Below are 14213 nucleotides of genomic sequence, written 5' to 3'. Positions count from 1 at the left end.
CGGCGCCAGCCTTAGCGGCCCCTCCGTCTCGACGGCTTCGCCGCCGATCCACCTCCCCATTTCATGGGGAGGAGAGGCGCGGGGTCAGCGCGCACCGACCGCCGCGCCTGGAAAGTCGCTGAACACGGCGTCGACGCCGAGGGCGTAGAAGGCCTTCAGATAGCCGCTCAGGTCGCCGTGGTCGGCGGGGGCGTCGCCTTGGCGGCGTTCCAGAGGCAGGAAGGCGTTTTCGGCGCGCAAGGTCCAGACCACGACCTTGAGCCCCGCTGCGTGGGCGTCCTCGACCAGCGCGGTTGGGGCTAGGCTGCGGGCCATGTCGTCGCGCGGCAGGATCATCCCGGTCTCGACACCGACCGCGTCGGCGTAGGCGGCGACGGCGCGCAGGCCCTCAGACGTGGCCATGGCGGCGTAGGTCAGGTCGGGGCGGTCGGCGGGGCCGCCGGAGAGGCTCATCAACTGCAAGAGGGGGGCGTCGATGCGGGCGCTCAGCCTTTGCAGCGGGCCGACCTCGAAGCACTGGATCAGGATCGGGGCGTCGGGGCCGGTCAGGCCATGCTGCGTCAGCGCGGCGACGAAGGTGTCCTCCATCGGCAGGCCGATGCCGGCGAAATAGGAGGGGTGCTTCAGTTCGGGCGCGATGCCGATGATGCGGCCGGTGCGGGCGGCGGCGTCGCGGGCGATGGCGACCACTTCGTCGAAGGTCAAGATGGCCTCTTGGCCGTCCCAAGCCGTGTTGTTCGGGCGCAGCAGGGGCAGGCGCTCGCGCGCGCGAAGGGTCTTCAGCTCGGCCAGAGTGAAGTCTTCGGTGAACCAGCCGGTGGTCGGGACGCCGTCGATTGTCTTGGTGGTGCGGCGGGCGGCGAACTCGGGCCGTCCGGCCACATCGGTCGTGCCGCCGATCTCGTTCTCGTGGCGGACGACGAACTGGCCGTCGAGGGTCATGACCAGGTCGGGTTCGATGACATCCGCGCCCTGTTCGATGGCCAGAATATAGGCCGAGGCCGTGTGCTCGGGCCGCTCGCCGGAGGCGCCGCGATGAGCGATGACTTGAGGGGCGGGCGCAGACATGGCCGGGGTTCCGCTGAGGAGGAGGGCGGCGCTCAGGATGAGGCGGATCATGCGCTGAGGGTAGGGGGCGGACGTGACGCGCGTGTGATTTCTCCCTCCTCTTGCATGGGGAGGGTGGTCGTCGCGAAGCTGCGAGCGGGTGGGGTGGGCCAGGCAAGCAAAAGGCGGCGGGTCAATGACCGCGCCGCCCCCACCCGGCTTCGCCTGACGGCTCAGCCACCCTCCCCATGAAGGGGAGGGAGATCTTTGAGTTATGCCGCTTGCAGGATCTTGCGCAGTTGCGGCTGCAATTCCGGGTTGGCGGCGACGATCTGTTTGCCGTTCTTCGGGTCGCCGTCGATGTCGATGGTGGTGACCACGCCACCGGCTTCGGTGACGAACAGGATGCCCGCCGCCACGTCCCACGGCTGCAGGTTCCGCTCGAAGAAGGCGTCGTAGCGGCCCGCGGCGACCCAGGCGAAGTCCAGCGAGGCGGCGCCCAGGCGGCGGATGCCGGCGACGCGCTGGCCCACAGCGTGGATGTCCTTGATCGACTGGGCGTGGCCCGACTTGCCGATGAAGGGCAGGCCAGTCGCGATCAGGCTTTCGGACATGTCGCGACGGCCCGAGACGCGGATGCGCTGGTCGTTCAGATAGCAGCCCTTGCCCTTTTCGGCCCAGAACAGCTCGTTCATCACCGGGTTGTAGGTGACGCCGGCGACGATCTCGGACGAGCCGTCGGGATGTTTGCGCTCCAGGCCCACCGTGATGGCGAAGTGGGGCATGGCGTGCATGAAGTTGGTGGTGCCGTCGATCGGGTCGACGATCCAAGTGTGCGACTTGTCGGTGCCTTCGACCAGACCGCGTTCCTCGCCGAGGAAGCCGTAGCCGGGGCGGGCCTTCATCAACAGTTCGTAGAGGGTGTCTTCGGCCTTCAGGTCGGCGGCTGTGACGAAGTCGCCGGGCCCTTTGCGCGAAACCTGAAGCTGGGCGACTTCGCCGAAATCGCGGAGCATGGGGCGGGCGGTCTTGCGCACCGCGCTGATGATGACCTGAACGAGAGCAGAGGCGAGGGCCATGGGGTTCTCCTGGTCCGGCTGTCCTTGAAGGCCCTTTTGGCCCGGAGAGACGGAGAAGCAAAAGGGGCGCGGACCATCCGCGCCCCTGTAGGCTGTTATAGCGCCCGACCTTGGCCGGGGAAGACGGCGTTTGTTAGTCCGCGCGACGGACGTATTCGCCCGAGGTGGTGTCGACGATGATGCGCTCGCCGGCCGACATGTAGGGCGGGATCATGATGCGCACGCCGTTGGAGGCGATGGCGGGCTTGTAGGAGGACGAGGCCGTCTGGCCCTTCACGGTGGGCTCGGTCTCGGCGACTTCCAGGGTGACCTGTTCCGGCAATTCCAGGCCGATCGGACGGTCTTCGTGCATCTCGATGACGACCTTCATGCCCTCTTGCAGGTAGGGGATGCGTTCGTCGCCGACCCAGTCCTTCTGCAGTTCGATCTGCTCGTAGGTGGCGTCATCCATGAAGACCAGGCTGTCGCCGTTGTCGAACAGGTAGGAGAAGTCCTTCTGTTCCAGGGTGACGCGCTCGACCTTGTCTTCCGAGCGGAAGCGTTCGTTCAGCTTGTTGCCGGTCTCGAGGTTCTTGGCCTCGACGTTGGCGAAGGCGCCGCCCTTGCCGGGCTTGACGTGGCTGGCCTTGGTGACGACCCACAGGCCGCCGTTGTGCTGCAGGACCATGCCGGGCTTGATGGTGTTGCCGTTGATTTTCATAGAAACCGCTGGATGTGAGGGCAGGGGGCGGCCCGGCCGCTTCACAGGCGGGCGCGCGAAATCGCGGCGAGCCGTAGAGGAACAGCGGAAAAAGGGCAATGGGGGCGCTGATCGCCGGTCTGCGGATCAGTGCAGGGTCGGCCTGTCGCGAAGCCGGGCCTCGGCCCGGTTGGCCAGGCGGACGCCCATGCCGGTCGGCGAGGCCAGCTTGCCGGCGCCGGGGTCCAGCTTGCGCGCCTCGTGGGCGAAGGCGGCGGCCAGACCGGCCGAGGATATGGCCGCCAGGACCTGGGTCGTCAGGCGCGTCGGACGCACGGCCAGCCAGACGGCGCTGACAGTCTGGGCGGCGAGCCAGAGGGCCATGGCGCTGCGCCGCTCGGGGCGGGCCGGGGCGTTCCATACGCGCACGGCGGACAGGGTGGTGGCCGAGAACATAGCGGGCAGGATCAGGCTGATCGGGCCGCGCGGTCGTTCGGTGATCGGGGCGTCGCCGCCCAGCGGCTGCAGGGCTCGGCGCGGCTGGGGGCGGATCAGCTTTGAGGCCGCGGTCGTGGCCGCCAGGGCGAATCCGGCGGTCAGGGCCAGGCCCAGCCCGACATGAGTCCAGCTACGCCCCTCGGCGTTGAGAAGGCCGGAGGCCTGATCGCGGGCGGCGTCGAGGGCGTTTTCGAAGGACATGGCGGCTCCTGCAAAGGGTCAGGAAATCAAGTCGCGCGCCCCCAAGGCGGTTCCGTCAGTCCGCCTCGTCGCCGCCGGGAGGCTCCAGGTCGGTCGGGTCCAGGTCGTAGTCCAGCAGGTCGCCAGGGCGGCAGCCCAGGGCGGCGCACAGCCGGGCCAGGGTGCGAAAGCGGATGCCCTTCACCTTGCCGGATCTGAACAAGGAAAGTTGGGTCTCGCTGAGCCCGACCTGGGCGGCCAGGTCGCGGGCCTTGATGCCCCTGGCGACGATCAGGGCGTCCAGGGTGACGCGAACGGCCATCAGACCATCTCGTCCAGTTCGGCCTGAACCTCGCTGGCCTGATCGACGACCCGGCCCAGCAGAAACAGGGCGCCGCCGATCATGCCCAGGGTCATCCCCGCCACGTCGAAATGCAGATAGCCGCCCTCCGTGGAGCCGATCAGGCGCAACAGGTTGGTGACGACAAAGACGCTGATCACGCCGCCGAAGCCGAGGGCCAGACCGACCCGGCGCAGGGTCGCGGCCAGGGTTGGTTGTATCAGTCGTCCCTTGGCCAGTTGTCCCATGCCCGCGCCGATCGACCAGACGCCGAACAGGTAGCAGAGGGTTGGGGTGATCCAGATCACGGAGGCGATGACCTCGCGTCCGCTGACCAGGTCGGGGGTGCGCGCCGACAGCACAAGGGGGGCGATCAGACCGCTCCCGGCCAGCAGCAGCCCCACGCTGGCCACCATGAAGACCGCCAGCCAGCGGTACTGACCGCACAGGCGACGGAAACGATCGATGTCTCGGGTCATGCCAGTCTCCAATTCTGACGTTTCTTTAATCTTGACTTAAAGATCGTGCCTTCGCAACTTTATCTAAGAGTTAAATGGAGGCGGCGATGGCCGGTACGGTTGAGACGGAGGGGCTGACGCGGCGCTTCGGCGCGCGGATGGCGGTGGACGGGGTGTCGATGACCGTGCCGGATCAGGCGGTCTATGGCTTCCTGGGGCGTAACGGCGCGGGCAAGACGACGACGTTGAAGATGCTGCTGGGATTGATCCGCCCGACGGCGGGGTCGGCGCGGATCGGCGGCGTCGATGTGGCGCGCGACCGCATGGGGGCGGCGCGCAAGGTCGGGGTGCTGCTGGAGGCGCACGGCTTTTATGGAAACCTGACCGGGCGCGAGAATCTGGATCTCAGCCGTCGCCTGCTGGGGCTGCCGACGTCAGAGATCGACCGTGTGCTCGGCGTGGTCGAGATGCGGGCCGACGCCGGACGGCGGGTCGCGGGCTATTCCCTGGGGATGAGGCAGAGGCTGGGGTTGGCGCGGGCCATGCTGGGCGCGCCGCCGGTTCTGATGCTGGACGAACCGACCAACGGCCTCGATCCCGACGGGATCGCCGAGATGCGCAAGTTCCTGCGCGATCTGCCTGCCCGCACCGGGGTCACGGTTCTGCTGTCCAGCCACCTGCTGGGCGAGATCGAGCAGATCGCCACCCATGTGGGGGTGATCCATCAGGGGCGGCTGGTGCTGGAGGGCGAACTGGCGGCGCTGAAGGCGGCGGGAGCGCCCGAAATCCATTTGCGGGTGGACGATCATGATCGCGCGGCGGCGGTGCTGGCCGGGCACGACCTAGCCGTGACCCGGACCGCCGAGGGCCTCAGCGTGCGGCTGCTCGTGGGGCAGGACCATGATGCCGTGACGGCGCGCCTGAACCGGGCCCTGGTCGAGCAGGGAGTCGCTGTCTTCTCCGTCGGCGCGCGCGCTCATTCGCTGGAGGCGCTTTACCGCCAGGTCACAGAAACCGTTCACCCCCTGCCGGAGGCCGCGTGATGCTGACCGTTCTGTCTGTCGAGGTTCGCAAGCTGAACCGTTCGCTGGCCCTGCTGCTGGCTGTCGCCGCGCCCAGCCTGATCGCCGTCTTCGCCTTCTTCATGATGCTGCGGGCCAAGCAGCCCTCGCCCTGGGAGATGTGGATGGGGACGGGCTCGGCCATCTGGGCCTACTTCATGATGCCGATGGGCGTCACGGCCCTGACCGCCCTGGTGGCGCACATGGAGCATGGGCCGAAGTCCTGGGATCACCTGCGCGCACTGCCGATCCCGCGCTGGAGCCTGTACGCGGCCAAGGCGGTCTGCGTGATAGGCCTGGTGCTGCTGATGAGCGCGGGCGTGTTGGCGCTGACGGCGGCCTCGGTGTCGCTGGCGGCGCAGATCAAACCCGCCGTCGCGCCGACGGGAGCCTTCGACTTGGCGAACTACGCCAGGATGCTGGGGCTGATGGCGGTGGCGGGCACGCTGATGATCGCCATCCAGTTCTGGGTCGCCATGCGGTTCGCCAGCTTCGTGCCGGCCCTGATCGTGGGCATCGGCGGCACCTTCTTCGCCGTCGTCGCGACCTCGGCCAGGCAGGGCGTCTTCATGCCCTGGCAGATGCCGGTCAATATCCTGACCAGCGAGGCTTGGCGGATGCAGACGGCGCTGGGGCTGGGGGGCGGTCTGGGGCTGATCGTCCTGATCCTGGCCGTGATCCATCTGGCTCGCCGCGAGGTGCTGTAGCCTAAGCAAAAGGGGCGGCCGACGAACGGCCGCCCCTCCATTGTTCCGGCTGCGGTACGAGCGGTCAGTTGCCGGTGGCGGCGCCGTCGGTCTTGATCTCGCTCATGGCGGACTGGAGGTAGTTCTGGGCGCCCAGCAGTTCGATCAGTTTGTGCTGGTTTTCGAGGAAGTCGACGTGCTCCTCGGTGTCGGCCAGGATCTTCATCAGCAGGTCGCGGCTGACGTAGTCGTGGGCGGCTTCGCACTGGGTTACGGCGTCGCGCGTGGTGGCGCGGCTGTCGATCTCCAGCTTCAGGTCGGCGCCCAGGCATTCGATCGGATCCTCGCCGACCTTGAGCTTGTGCAGGTCCTGCAGGTTGGGCAGGCCGTCGAGGAAGAGGATGCGCTTGATCAGCATGTCGGCGTGTTTCATCTCGCCGATCGATTCTTCGTAGATGACGTTGCCGAGGTGGCTGAGGCCCCAGCTTTCGAACATGCGGGCGTGCAGGAAGTACTGGTTGACCGCCGTCAGTTCATTGGTCAGCACCGCGTTGAGGGTGCGGATGATCGCCGGATCGCCCTTCATGGTCGTCGTCCTCTTGATGCGGCGGCGCTGGACGACGTCGTCATGACGTCGCGGTTCTCAGACCGCCCGTGACGACTTTCATAGCACGGCTTAAAGGCCGTGGATCATTTGCGAGTTCTTATCACTGCATTGATAATGCGAGTGAAATCGACTTTCAGTTAGCTGTCTTATTCCGCCGCCAGGGCGAAGGCCGCCTGGGTGTCCTGGATCATCTGGCGCATTTCGCAGACGCACTTGGCGCACTGCGGAGTGCATTGATTGGACGCGAAAATATCCTTGGGACGGGTCGCGCCGGCCTCAATGGCCTGGGCGACGTCACGCTGGCGAAGGCCGTTACAGTTGCAGACGTACAAGGCGACAAGCCCCGAAGCAGTTACTGAGAATGGCTCGCTATAGCATTTATTAAGGCGAGTGCAAATCGTTCGCATGGGGTTGCGACATTGACGCCCGACGCAGGGACGGGCAGGGCGGGGGTATGGCTCGTCAACCCGCAACACCGCCCCGTCCGTCCTGTCAGCTGTATCTGATCACGCCCCCGGCCATCGCCGATCTGGAGGCCTTCGCCGGCCTGCTGGAGCAGGCCTTGTCGGCGGGGCCGGTCGCGGCCTTGCAGATCCGGCTGAAGGAGGCTTCGGACGATCAGATCAAGGCCGCCGTGGCGCGGCTGGCGCCCATCGCCCAGGCGCACGACGTGGCGGTGATCCTCAACGACCGGCCGGACCTGGCGAAAGCCGCCGGCTGCGACGGCGTGCACGTCGGGCAGGACGACGCCCCGGTGGCCGAGGCGCGGCGCATCATGGGGCCGGACGCCATGATCGGCGCCACCTGCCACGACAGCCGTCATCTGGCGATGGAGGCGGCCGAGGCGGGCGCGGAGTATGTGGCCTTCGGCGCCTTCTTCCCGACCGAGACCAAGGAAACCACGCATCGGCCCGACCTGATCGAGCTGACCATCTGGCAGGAGACGATGGAGACGCCCTGCGTCGCCATCGGCGGGATCACGGTCGAGAACGCGGCCCAGGTGGCCGTCGCGGGCGCTGACTTCGTGGCCGTCAGCGCGGGCGTCTGGAACCACTCCGAGGGGCCGGCGGCGGCGGTTCGGGCGTTCAACGCCGTGCTCGCCAGCGCCTTCTGACTTCAGAGGATGTTTAGGAAGGTCCGGCAGGATGGGGTGTTAGTCGCGTACATCGGACCCGATCATGACCATGAGCCGAGCGCTCGACAGGGCTGAACCTATTCTCGACGTCGTCCCTGCGGATGACGGCGCGCCTGTAATGACGCCGAACGCCGCCTTCTTCCGGCAGCCCCTCGCTCCGATCCTGACGGCGGTCGGCGTAACCGTTCTGGTCGTGCTGGCGATCAGCTTTGCGCGGACCAACGGCCTGGTCGCCGCCCTTTGGGGCGCGGGGGGTCTGGCGCTGGCCGTCTGGCTGCGGGGCGGACGCGGCCTGACCTATGATCTGGGTTTCGGCGTCCTGGTGACCATGGGCGTCCTGGCGGGCGAGTTCCTGGTGGGCAATGGGCCGCTCCTGTCGGCCATGTTCATGGCGGTGAACCTGTTGGAAATCGTCCTGGCGGTAGTGCTTGTGCGGCGCTTCGTTTCCGGGTTGAGCGTTAATTCCGTCGAGGGGTTGGCCAAGTTCCTGGGGGTTTGCGCGGTCGCGCCGCTGCCCTCGGCCCTTATCAGCGCCTTGGTGCTGGACGCCATGGTCGGGGCCAACTTCATCGATGGTCTGAGAATCTGGTGGTGCGGCCACGCCCTTGGATTTGCGGTGGTCGGCGCTTTCGGCCTGGCGATGCAGAAACGTCATCTGACGATCGTGCGCCAGCCCGCGCGTATGGCCGAGGGCCTGTTGCTGGTCGGGATGATCGGCGCCGCCTGCTATGCGATTTTCTCGCATCTGAGCCTGCCCTACGGCTTCCTGTTGATGCCCCTGCTGCTGATGATGGCGGTGCGTTTCCGGGTGGCTGGGATCGCCGCCGCCCTGGTGGTGGTGACGGTCATGGCGATCGGCGGGACCATGGCTGGGCATGGACCCTATCATTCGTTCGGAGCTGAAAATCGAGCCCTGCTGGCCCAACTTCTAGTGTTGTTGGGTTATATGCCGATCCTGATGGTCGCTGCCCTGCTGGAGGAACGCGACCGCTTGGCCGAGCGGGCGCGGGCCGGGCGCGTGCGGGCCGAGCGGGCCTCGGCGGCCAAGTCGCGGCTGCTGGCCAACGTGGCCCACGAGATCAAGAGCCCTGTGGGCGGCATCATCGGCATCGGTGAACTGTGGGCGGGCGGACAACTCGGCGCGACCTCGGCCGAACAGGTCGAGATGGCGCAGATGCTGGTCAAGACGGCGCGCCAGGTCGAAACCCTGGCCCACGACCTGCTTGACGTCGCGCGCGCCGAGTCCGGGGCGGTCAAGGTCGAACTGCGGCCCACGGATGTGGCGGGGTTGCTGGAAGACGTGCGCCGCGGTCTGATCCTGAAACCGGAAGCCAAGGGCTTGTCGATCGACGTCCTGCTCGAGGGCGACGCCCTGATCGCTCAGGCGGATTCACAACGTCTGGCCCAGGTCATCGGCAATCTGGCCGGCAATGCGGTCAAGTACGGCGCCTCGGGCGGGCGGGTGCAGTTGAAGGCGGCCTGGGCCGACGACCGGGTGCGGATCGAAGTCGTCGACCATGGCCCCGGCCTGTCGGCCGAGAAACAGGCGCAACTGTTCGAACCGTTCAACCGTCTGGGGCTGGAGCGCTCGGCCATTGAGGGTCATGGCATCGGCCTGGCCCTGGCCAAGCGCCTGACCGAGCTTCAGGGCGGCGAGATCGGCGTCGTCTCGGCGCCGGGGCAGGGCGCGACCTTCTGGGTGGAACTGCCGGCCGCTTGACCGTCGGGCGGCCCGGAGGTCAAGGTCACGGCATGAAAACTGTGCTTCTCGCTTCCGTCTTGTTGAGCGCCGCGCCGATGGCGGCTCAGGCCCAATCCCAAGCTCCGTCCCCGAGCGCCGAGGAGCTGACGCGGCTGTTGAACGGAGCCCCGCCGGCAGCGGCGCGACCGACGGCGCCTGTGCAGGCCCCGACGCAGTCTCCGGCGCCGACGACCGCAGCGCCGATCCGGCCGACAATGGCGCCGGCGCCCCGGCCCGCACCTGTTCAGTCAACCCCGGCGCCTGCCCGCGCGACGACCGCAACGCCCCCGCGCGCTACGCCCAGCCCGGCTCCGGCTTCTGCCGCTCCTTCACGGGCGCCGGTCGCTGCGTCGCCCGTCGCTCCGGCCAGGGCGCCGGCTCCCATGCCGTCAGCAGCGCCGCCTTCGACGCCGGCTCAGGCTGTGACGCCGGCCCGAGCGACCCCTGCGGCGCCCGGCGTGCTGAGCCCTGCAGAGTTGGCCAGGCTGCCGTTCAGGATCGAGCTGCCGAGCGGGTTCCAACTGTTTGAAGGCCGGGGCGCACCCGATTCCCACGTCTACTCGGTGCGCAAGGCGGGCAAGACCTTCGCCATGATCTACACCGGGCCGTCGTCGCAGTTCCCCATCTATGACGGCGAGCAGGTGACGGCGGCGGGCCGTGTCTCGGTCGTCGTGCCGGAAGCGACGCGCCGGATCGCCATGGAGCACCTGTTCCAGCGCCCGACGGCGCCGAACGAGATCCATGTCTGGCTGATGAGCCTTGACGGCGCCGATCGCGACGCCGCCGAGCGGATCGCTCAATCCGTCGATCCTAAGTAGCCAGCCGGCCTATTCGGACCAGACGGCCAGGTCGTTGCCGGACGGGTCGCGGAAATGGAACCGGCGTCCGCCGGGGAAGGCGAAGATCGGGTGGGTGATCTCCCCGCCCGCCGCCTGGACCTTGGCCAGCATGGCCTCCAGGTCGTGGGCGTAAAGGATGGGCAGGGGTTTGGGCGTCATGGCCTCGGTGGTGAAGCCGCCGTCCAGCCCCTCGCCAAAGGCCGCATAGTCGGGGCCATAGTCCTGGAAGACCCAGCCGAAGGCCGAGGCGTAGAAGGCCTTGTGCGCCGTCATGTCGGTGGCGGGCAGTTCGAGATAGTCCAGCTTGCCGTCTTCGCGCATGGCGACTCTCCAGAAAATGGAGACGGACGCTTGCACGGCCCGCGACTCTGCGCAAACCTGCGATTAGTTCGCAAACGCAGGAGCCGTCCCATGATCGTCCTGAGCGCCGGATGCGCCTCGCTGGCTGCGCTCATGCGCGAAGCGGAGGCGGTGCCGACTACGACACGGGCGCCGGTCGAGACCGACCGACGCCCGCGCCTGATTTCAATGCATAGCTCTGATCAGCGCGCTGTCTGGGTCTCGCCCGCGCGCCAGACGCGGTAACGCACTTCGACGTCCGACGGGGCGTAGACCACGACCGGCAGGCGCGAGTTGTAGCGGATCAGCGGCTGCTCCTGCGTCGTCACGAAGGCCTGACGCTCCGAGCCCGGCGGGCAGCCCATCATCGTGCTGGCGGCGTTCCCCAGGGTCGGCAGGACGTAATAGTCATAGCCCCAGCCCTCGGCCGTGCGGGTCTCCAGGCGCCCGCCGAAGGCCTGGCGGTTGCAGTCCACCGTCTGGGTCTTGCCCAGGATCAGTTCGACCTTCAGCGCGCTTTCGTCGGTTTGAGCCGGCAGGGTGATGACGTGGCGCGTCTGACCTGCGGCCGCGGCCGGGAAGGCCTTGAGCGCGTCGGTCACGCTGTTCTGGACCGAAGGCGTGCTGTCGGTCGCCGGGCTTTGCGCCTGAGCGGCAGCGCAGGCCGTCAGCGTCAGGGCGGCGACGCCGGCGAAGAGGGAGGGGAGGATTTTCAAGGCGTAGTCTCCACGGCCAAGGTTAGCGTGACCGTGGAGAACGCCATCGGATCAGGGCAGTTCCACGGCCATGGCCACGGCTTCGCCGCCGCCGATGCACAGCGAGGCCACGCCCTTCTTGCCGCCGCGCGCCTGAAGCGCCGCCAGCAGGGTGGACAGGATGCGTGCGCCCGAGGCGCCGATGGGGTGGCCCAGCGCCGTGGCGCCGCCGTTGACGTTCAGCTTGGCGCGGTCGATGCCCAGTTCCTGCTGCGCGATCATGGCGACCACCGCGAAGGCTTCGTTGACCTCCCACAGGTCCACGTCCTCGACCGACCAGCCGGCCTTCTTCAGGGCCTTCTGCATGGCGGGAACCGGGGCGGTGGTGAACAGGCCCGGCTCATGGGCGTGGGCGGCGTGGCTGACGACGCGGGCGACGACGGGCAGGCCCAGCGCCTTGGCCGTGCTCTCGCGGGTCATGACCAGGGCGGCGGCGCCGTCCGAGATCGAGCTGGCGTTGGCGGCGGTGATGGCGCCGTCCTTGGTGAAGGCGGGACGCAGGGTCGGGATCTTGGCGGCGTCGGCCTTGCCGGGCTGTTCGTCCTCGCTGACGGTGACGGGGCCTTTACGCGTGGCGACCTCGACCGGGACGATCTCGGCCTTGAAGGCGCCGGAGGCGATGGCCGCCTTGGCGCGGGTCAGGCTTTCGATGGCGTATTCGTCCATCTGCTCGCGGGTGAACTGATACTGGGCGGCGGAGTCTTCGGCAAAGACGCCCATGGCCTTGCCGGGGGAATAGGCGTCCTCCAGACCGTCCATCATCATGCTGTCGATGATGACGTCGTGGCCGATGCGGGCGCCGCCGCGGTGCTTGTTCATCAGATAGGGGGCGCCGGTCATGGACTCCATGCCGCCGGCGACGATGACCTCGGCTGTGCCGGCCAGCAGGGCGTCGTGGGCCATCATGGCGGCCTGCAGACCCGAGCCGCACATCTTGTTCACCGTCGTGGCTTCGACGTGTTTGCCCAGGCCTGCGCCGATGGCGGCCTGACGCGCCGGGGCCTGACCCAGGCCGGCGGGCAGGACGCAGCCCATGAAGATTTGCTCGACCTTTTCAGGGGCGACGCCCGCGCGCTCGACGGCGGCCTTGACCGCGACGGCGCCCAGGTCGGTCGCCTTGACCGGCGACAGCGCGCCCTGGAAGCCGCCCATGGGCGTGCGGGCGAAGGAGACGATGACGACGGGATCGGTTGCGGCGGTCATGGGGGCGTTTCCAGTATGAATCGTTTGCCGGGGGATTAGGGGAGGCGGAGGGCTGCTGGCAAGGTCACAGCAGCTTGCGGCGCTGGCGGGCCAGGGCCAGCGGGCGGCCGTCCGCGCCCCAGGCGACGGCCTCGTCCACCGACCAGCCGAGGCCGTGATCCAGCAGCCGATACTCAAAGAAGGCCCAGCCGTCAGGCGGGGCCTCGGGCGTCGGATCGGCCAGGAAGTCGTAGCGCAGATCGACGCTGGTCATCATCGGCGGCGCTTTGAAGGCGGTCCAGGCGGGCGGATAGAGGGCGTCCAGCAGATAGGCCATCCGCAGTTCGTCCAGGGGCGCGGCGTCTTTCGTTCGCATCCAGACGCGCTCGACGACGGGCTTGCCCTCGTTGCCGCCCAGGATGTTAGGGCCGCCGTCGAAGCGATAGTCGACGTGCTGCGAGAAGCGTGGGGCCATGGGGCCGCTGAGACCCGGCGCGTCCAGATCCAGCGCGGGCGGCGGAACTAAGAGCGGGCTGAGCGGCTGGGCCGTATCGCCATCGGCGCCATAGGTGGCGCTGGCGTGGTGGGTCAGGCGCGACCCTTGCCCGGCCTCGACCACGGCATAGGCGACATTGCGGCCGCCGCGCAGCAGGCGCGGACGGAAATGGATGGGCTGGCCGTATTTGGCGGCGGCCAGGTACTGGACGCTGAGGCTGCGCAAGGGCGCCTTGATCTCCAGCCCCTGTCGCATCGCCCCGGCGCACAGGGCGGCCAGCAGGCCGCCGAAGGGAAAGCCCGCTTCGGGAGGGGCGCTGATCGGGCCGTTGGAGAAATCGCCCGACAGGTGGGCGCTCAGGCCGTCCTCGGCTGGCGTCAGGGTCAGGGCGTCGTGCAGCAGGTCGGTCATCGGTCCACGCAACAGCAGGCGAAAGAGGCGGGCGGAGACTGAAGCGTCGCCGCCCGCAAGTCGAGGAACGCAAGGACAGCGACCGGGGAGCCGCTAGTTCGTTGCCAAAAGAAACTGACAAACTGCGTCCCGATTGGCAACCCACTTGTCAAAAGCCTGACGCGGGGTCACTTTCCGCTGCATGGGACGCACCGCCGACTATAGCCGCCAGAGCTGCTCGATCGCCGCCACGCTGGAGGTGATCGGCGACCCGTGGACGCTTCTGGTCATCCGCGACGCCTTCAACGGCGTGCGCCGGTTCGAGCAGTGGCAGGACCGGCTGGGCGTGGCGCGCAATGTCCTTGCGGCGCGGCTGAAGTCATTGGTGCAACATGGCGTGCTGGAGCCGCAGCTCTATTCCGAACGCCCGCCGCGCAACGAATATGTCCTGACCGCCAAGGGCAAGGACCTGTACGGCGTGCTGGTGACCCTGCACGCCTGGGGCGAGAAGCACGTCTATGGCGAGGCCGACAGCGGCATCGCCATGGTCCACAAGACCTGCGGCCACGACCTGAAGCCCCGTATCGCCTGCGGCCATTGCAACGAGATCGTCAAACCCCGCGACATCGAACTGACCTGGGCCGAGAACCGCCCGACGGTCGGCGACGTGCTGCCGAAGGATGAGGCGGCCTAGGGCTGGC

Annotated in this window: 18 protein-coding genes; 6 read left to right on the top strand and 12 right to left on the bottom strand. The window is 68.0% G+C overall.

The features are described from left to right. Positions 1–84: 84 nt before the first annotated feature. From RTY13_RS00265 to RTY13_RS00240, 6 genes are all read right to left on the bottom strand, one after another. A complete protein-coding gene (locus RTY13_RS00265; protein ID WP_409450261.1) occupies positions 85–1119 on the bottom strand; it encodes a glycerophosphodiester phosphodiesterase in 1035 nt (344 codons plus the stop codon). 200 nt (positions 1120–1319) lie between these two features. Beyond that, positions 1320–2126 (bottom strand): inositol monophosphatase family protein, encoded by an 807-nt coding sequence (locus RTY13_RS00260; protein WP_312780307.1) that lies wholly within the window; start codon positions 2124–2126, stop codon positions 1320–1322. Positions 2127–2259: 133 nt separating this feature from the next. Next, positions 2260–2826, bottom strand: a complete 567-nt coding sequence (gene efp, locus RTY13_RS00255; RefSeq protein ID WP_312780305.1) for an elongation factor P — start codon at positions 2824–2826, stop codon at positions 2260–2262. Positions 2827–2952: 126 nt separating this feature from the next. Then, the gene (locus tag RTY13_RS00250) at positions 2953–3504 is read right to left on the bottom strand and encodes a TspO protein (protein WP_312780304.1); all 552 of its coding nucleotides are present in this window, start codon (positions 3502–3504) and stop codon (positions 2953–2955) included. Positions 3505–3559: 55 nt separating this feature from the next. Continuing rightward, the gene (locus tag RTY13_RS00245; RefSeq protein WP_312780303.1) at positions 3560–3805 is read right to left on the bottom strand and encodes a helix-turn-helix transcriptional regulator; all 246 of its coding nucleotides are present in this window, start codon (positions 3803–3805) and stop codon (positions 3560–3562) included. Continuing rightward, the gene (locus RTY13_RS00240; RefSeq protein ID WP_312780302.1) at positions 3805–4302 is read right to left on the bottom strand and encodes a DUF2975 domain-containing protein; all 498 of its coding nucleotides are present in this window, start codon (positions 4300–4302) and stop codon (positions 3805–3807) included. The genes RTY13_RS00245 and RTY13_RS00240 overlap by 1 nt, the downstream gene beginning before the upstream one ends. A gap of 86 nt (positions 4303–4388) precedes the next feature. Here RTY13_RS00240 and RTY13_RS00235 point away from each other — a divergent pair, with 86 nt between their 5' ends. Both RTY13_RS00235 and RTY13_RS00230 read left to right on the top strand, forming a co-directional pair. Next, positions 4389–5324, top strand: a complete 936-nt coding sequence (locus RTY13_RS00235; RefSeq protein WP_312780301.1) for an ABC transporter ATP-binding protein — start codon at positions 4389–4391, stop codon at positions 5322–5324. Next, on the top strand, positions 5324–6049 hold the full coding sequence (locus RTY13_RS00230) for an ABC transporter permease (RefSeq protein ID WP_312780300.1): 726 nt from the start codon (positions 5324–5326) through the stop codon (positions 6047–6049). Before RTY13_RS00235 ends, RTY13_RS00230 begins: the two co-directional genes overlap by 1 nt. 64 nt (positions 6050–6113) lie before the next feature. On the opposite strand, the gene bfr is transcribed toward RTY13_RS00230, so the two are convergent. Both bfr and RTY13_RS00220 read right to left on the bottom strand, forming a co-directional pair. Continuing rightward, a complete protein-coding gene (gene bfr / locus RTY13_RS00225) occupies positions 6114–6614 on the bottom strand; it encodes a bacterioferritin (RefSeq protein WP_312780299.1) in 501 nt (166 codons plus the stop codon). 167 nt (positions 6615–6781) lie between these two features. Beyond that, the gene (locus tag RTY13_RS00220) at positions 6782–6967 is read right to left on the bottom strand and encodes a (2Fe-2S)-binding protein (RefSeq protein ID WP_312780298.1); all 186 of its coding nucleotides are present in this window, start codon (positions 6965–6967) and stop codon (positions 6782–6784) included. 122 nt (positions 6968–7089) lie between these two features. Between RTY13_RS00220 and thiE the strand changes: the two genes are divergently transcribed. The 3 genes from thiE (at position 7090) to RTY13_RS00205 (ending at position 10329) form a co-directional block, all read left to right on the top strand. After that, the gene (gene thiE / locus RTY13_RS00215; RefSeq protein ID WP_312780297.1) at positions 7090–7749 is read left to right on the top strand and encodes a thiamine phosphate synthase; all 660 of its coding nucleotides are present in this window, start codon (positions 7090–7092) and stop codon (positions 7747–7749) included. Between the two features lie 64 nt (positions 7750–7813). After that, complete coding sequence (locus tag RTY13_RS00210; RefSeq protein ID WP_312780296.1) at positions 7814–9490, top strand: ATP-binding protein; 1677 nt, start codon at positions 7814–7816, stop codon at positions 9488–9490. A 479-nt stretch (positions 9491–9969) separates the two neighbouring features. Beyond that, entirely contained in the window at positions 9970–10329 is a 360-nt protein-coding gene (locus RTY13_RS00205) for a hypothetical protein (protein ID WP_312780295.1), read from the top strand. A gap of 9 nt (positions 10330–10338) precedes the next feature. On the opposite strand, the gene RTY13_RS00200 is transcribed toward RTY13_RS00205, so the two are convergent. The 4 genes from RTY13_RS00200 to RTY13_RS00185 form a co-directional block, all read right to left on the bottom strand. Continuing rightward, positions 10339–10671 carry a VOC family protein gene (locus tag RTY13_RS00200; protein ID WP_312780294.1) on the bottom strand — a complete coding sequence of 111 codons (333 nt, stop codon included), beginning with the start codon at positions 10669–10671 and terminating at the stop codon, positions 10339–10341. 221 nt (positions 10672–10892) lie between these two features. Continuing rightward, positions 10893–11405, bottom strand: coding sequence for a serine protease inhibitor ecotin (gene eco / locus RTY13_RS00195; protein ID WP_312780293.1), 513 nt, complete (start codon positions 11403–11405; stop codon positions 10893–10895). A gap of 51 nt (positions 11406–11456) precedes the next feature. Further along, entirely contained in the window at positions 11457–12647 is a 1191-nt protein-coding gene (locus RTY13_RS00190) for an acetyl-CoA C-acyltransferase (RefSeq protein ID WP_312780292.1), read from the bottom strand. A 64-nt stretch (positions 12648–12711) separates the two neighbouring features. Beyond that, on the bottom strand, positions 12712–13533 hold the full coding sequence (locus RTY13_RS00185; protein WP_312780290.1) for a thioesterase family protein: 822 nt from the start codon (positions 13531–13533) through the stop codon (positions 12712–12714). Positions 13534–13714: 181 nt separating this feature from the next. Between RTY13_RS00185 and RTY13_RS00180 the strand changes: the two genes are divergently transcribed. Then, positions 13715–14206, top strand: a complete 492-nt coding sequence (locus RTY13_RS00180; RefSeq protein ID WP_312780288.1) for a helix-turn-helix domain-containing protein — start codon at positions 13715–13717, stop codon at positions 14204–14206. The last annotated feature ends 7 nt before the right edge of the window (positions 14207–14213 follow it).

Origin of the sequence: Brevundimonas sp. (assembly GCF_032055285.1) — a bacterium.
In the GTDB taxonomy this organism is placed as follows: Bacteria; Pseudomonadota; Alphaproteobacteria; order Caulobacterales; family Caulobacteraceae; genus Brevundimonas.
The sequence above is the reverse complement of the archived record's forward strand: the minus strand, read 5'-3'. Positions and strand labels throughout refer to the sequence as shown.

Bases quoted from the DNA above. Each gene is read 5' to 3' on its own strand.
- RTY13_RS00245 (WP_312780303.1), bottom strand. From the start codon at position 3,805: ATGGCCGTTCGCGTCACCCTGGACGCCCTGATCGTCGCCAGGGGCATC.
- RTY13_RS00180 (WP_312780288.1), top strand. From the start codon at position 13,715: ATGGGACGCACCGCCGACTATAGCCGCCAGAGCTGCTCGATCGCCGCC.
- bfr (WP_312780299.1), bottom strand. From the start codon at position 6,614: ATGAAGGGCGATCCGGCGATCATCCGCACCCTCAACGCGGTGCTGACC.
- thiE (WP_312780297.1), top strand. From the start codon at position 7,090: ATGGCTCGTCAACCCGCAACACCGCCCCGTCCGTCCTGTCAGCTGTAT.
- RTY13_RS00185 (WP_312780290.1), bottom strand. From the start codon at position 13,533: ATGACCGACCTGCTGCACGACGCCCTGACCCTGACGCCAGCCGAGGAC.
- RTY13_RS00260 (WP_312780307.1), bottom strand. From the start codon at position 2,126: ATGGCCCTCGCCTCTGCTCTCGTTCAGGTCATCATCAGCGCGGTGCGC.
- efp (WP_312780305.1), bottom strand. From the start codon at position 2,826: ATGAAAATCAACGGCAACACCATCAAGCCCGGCATGGTCCTGCAGCAC.
- RTY13_RS00265 (WP_409450261.1), bottom strand. From the start codon at position 1,119: ATGATCCGCCTCATCCTGAGCGCCGCCCTCCTCCTCAGCGGAACCCCG.
- RTY13_RS00200 (WP_312780294.1), bottom strand. From the start codon at position 10,671: ATGCGCGAAGACGGCAAGCTGGACTATCTCGAACTGCCCGCCACCGAC.
- RTY13_RS00230 (WP_312780300.1), top strand. From the start codon at position 5,324: ATGCTGACCGTTCTGTCTGTCGAGGTTCGCAAGCTGAACCGTTCGCTG.
- RTY13_RS00210 (WP_312780296.1), top strand. From the start codon at position 7,814: ATGACCATGAGCCGAGCGCTCGACAGGGCTGAACCTATTCTCGACGTC.
- RTY13_RS00190 (WP_312780292.1), bottom strand. From the start codon at position 12,647: ATGACCGCCGCAACCGATCCCGTCGTCATCGTCTCCTTCGCCCGCACG.
- RTY13_RS00240 (WP_312780302.1), bottom strand. From the start codon at position 4,302: ATGACCCGAGACATCGATCGTTTCCGTCGCCTGTGCGGTCAGTACCGC.
- RTY13_RS00235 (WP_312780301.1), top strand. From the start codon at position 4,389: ATGGCCGGTACGGTTGAGACGGAGGGGCTGACGCGGCGCTTCGGCGCG.
- RTY13_RS00250 (WP_312780304.1), bottom strand. From the start codon at position 3,504: ATGTCCTTCGAAAACGCCCTCGACGCCGCCCGCGATCAGGCCTCCGGC.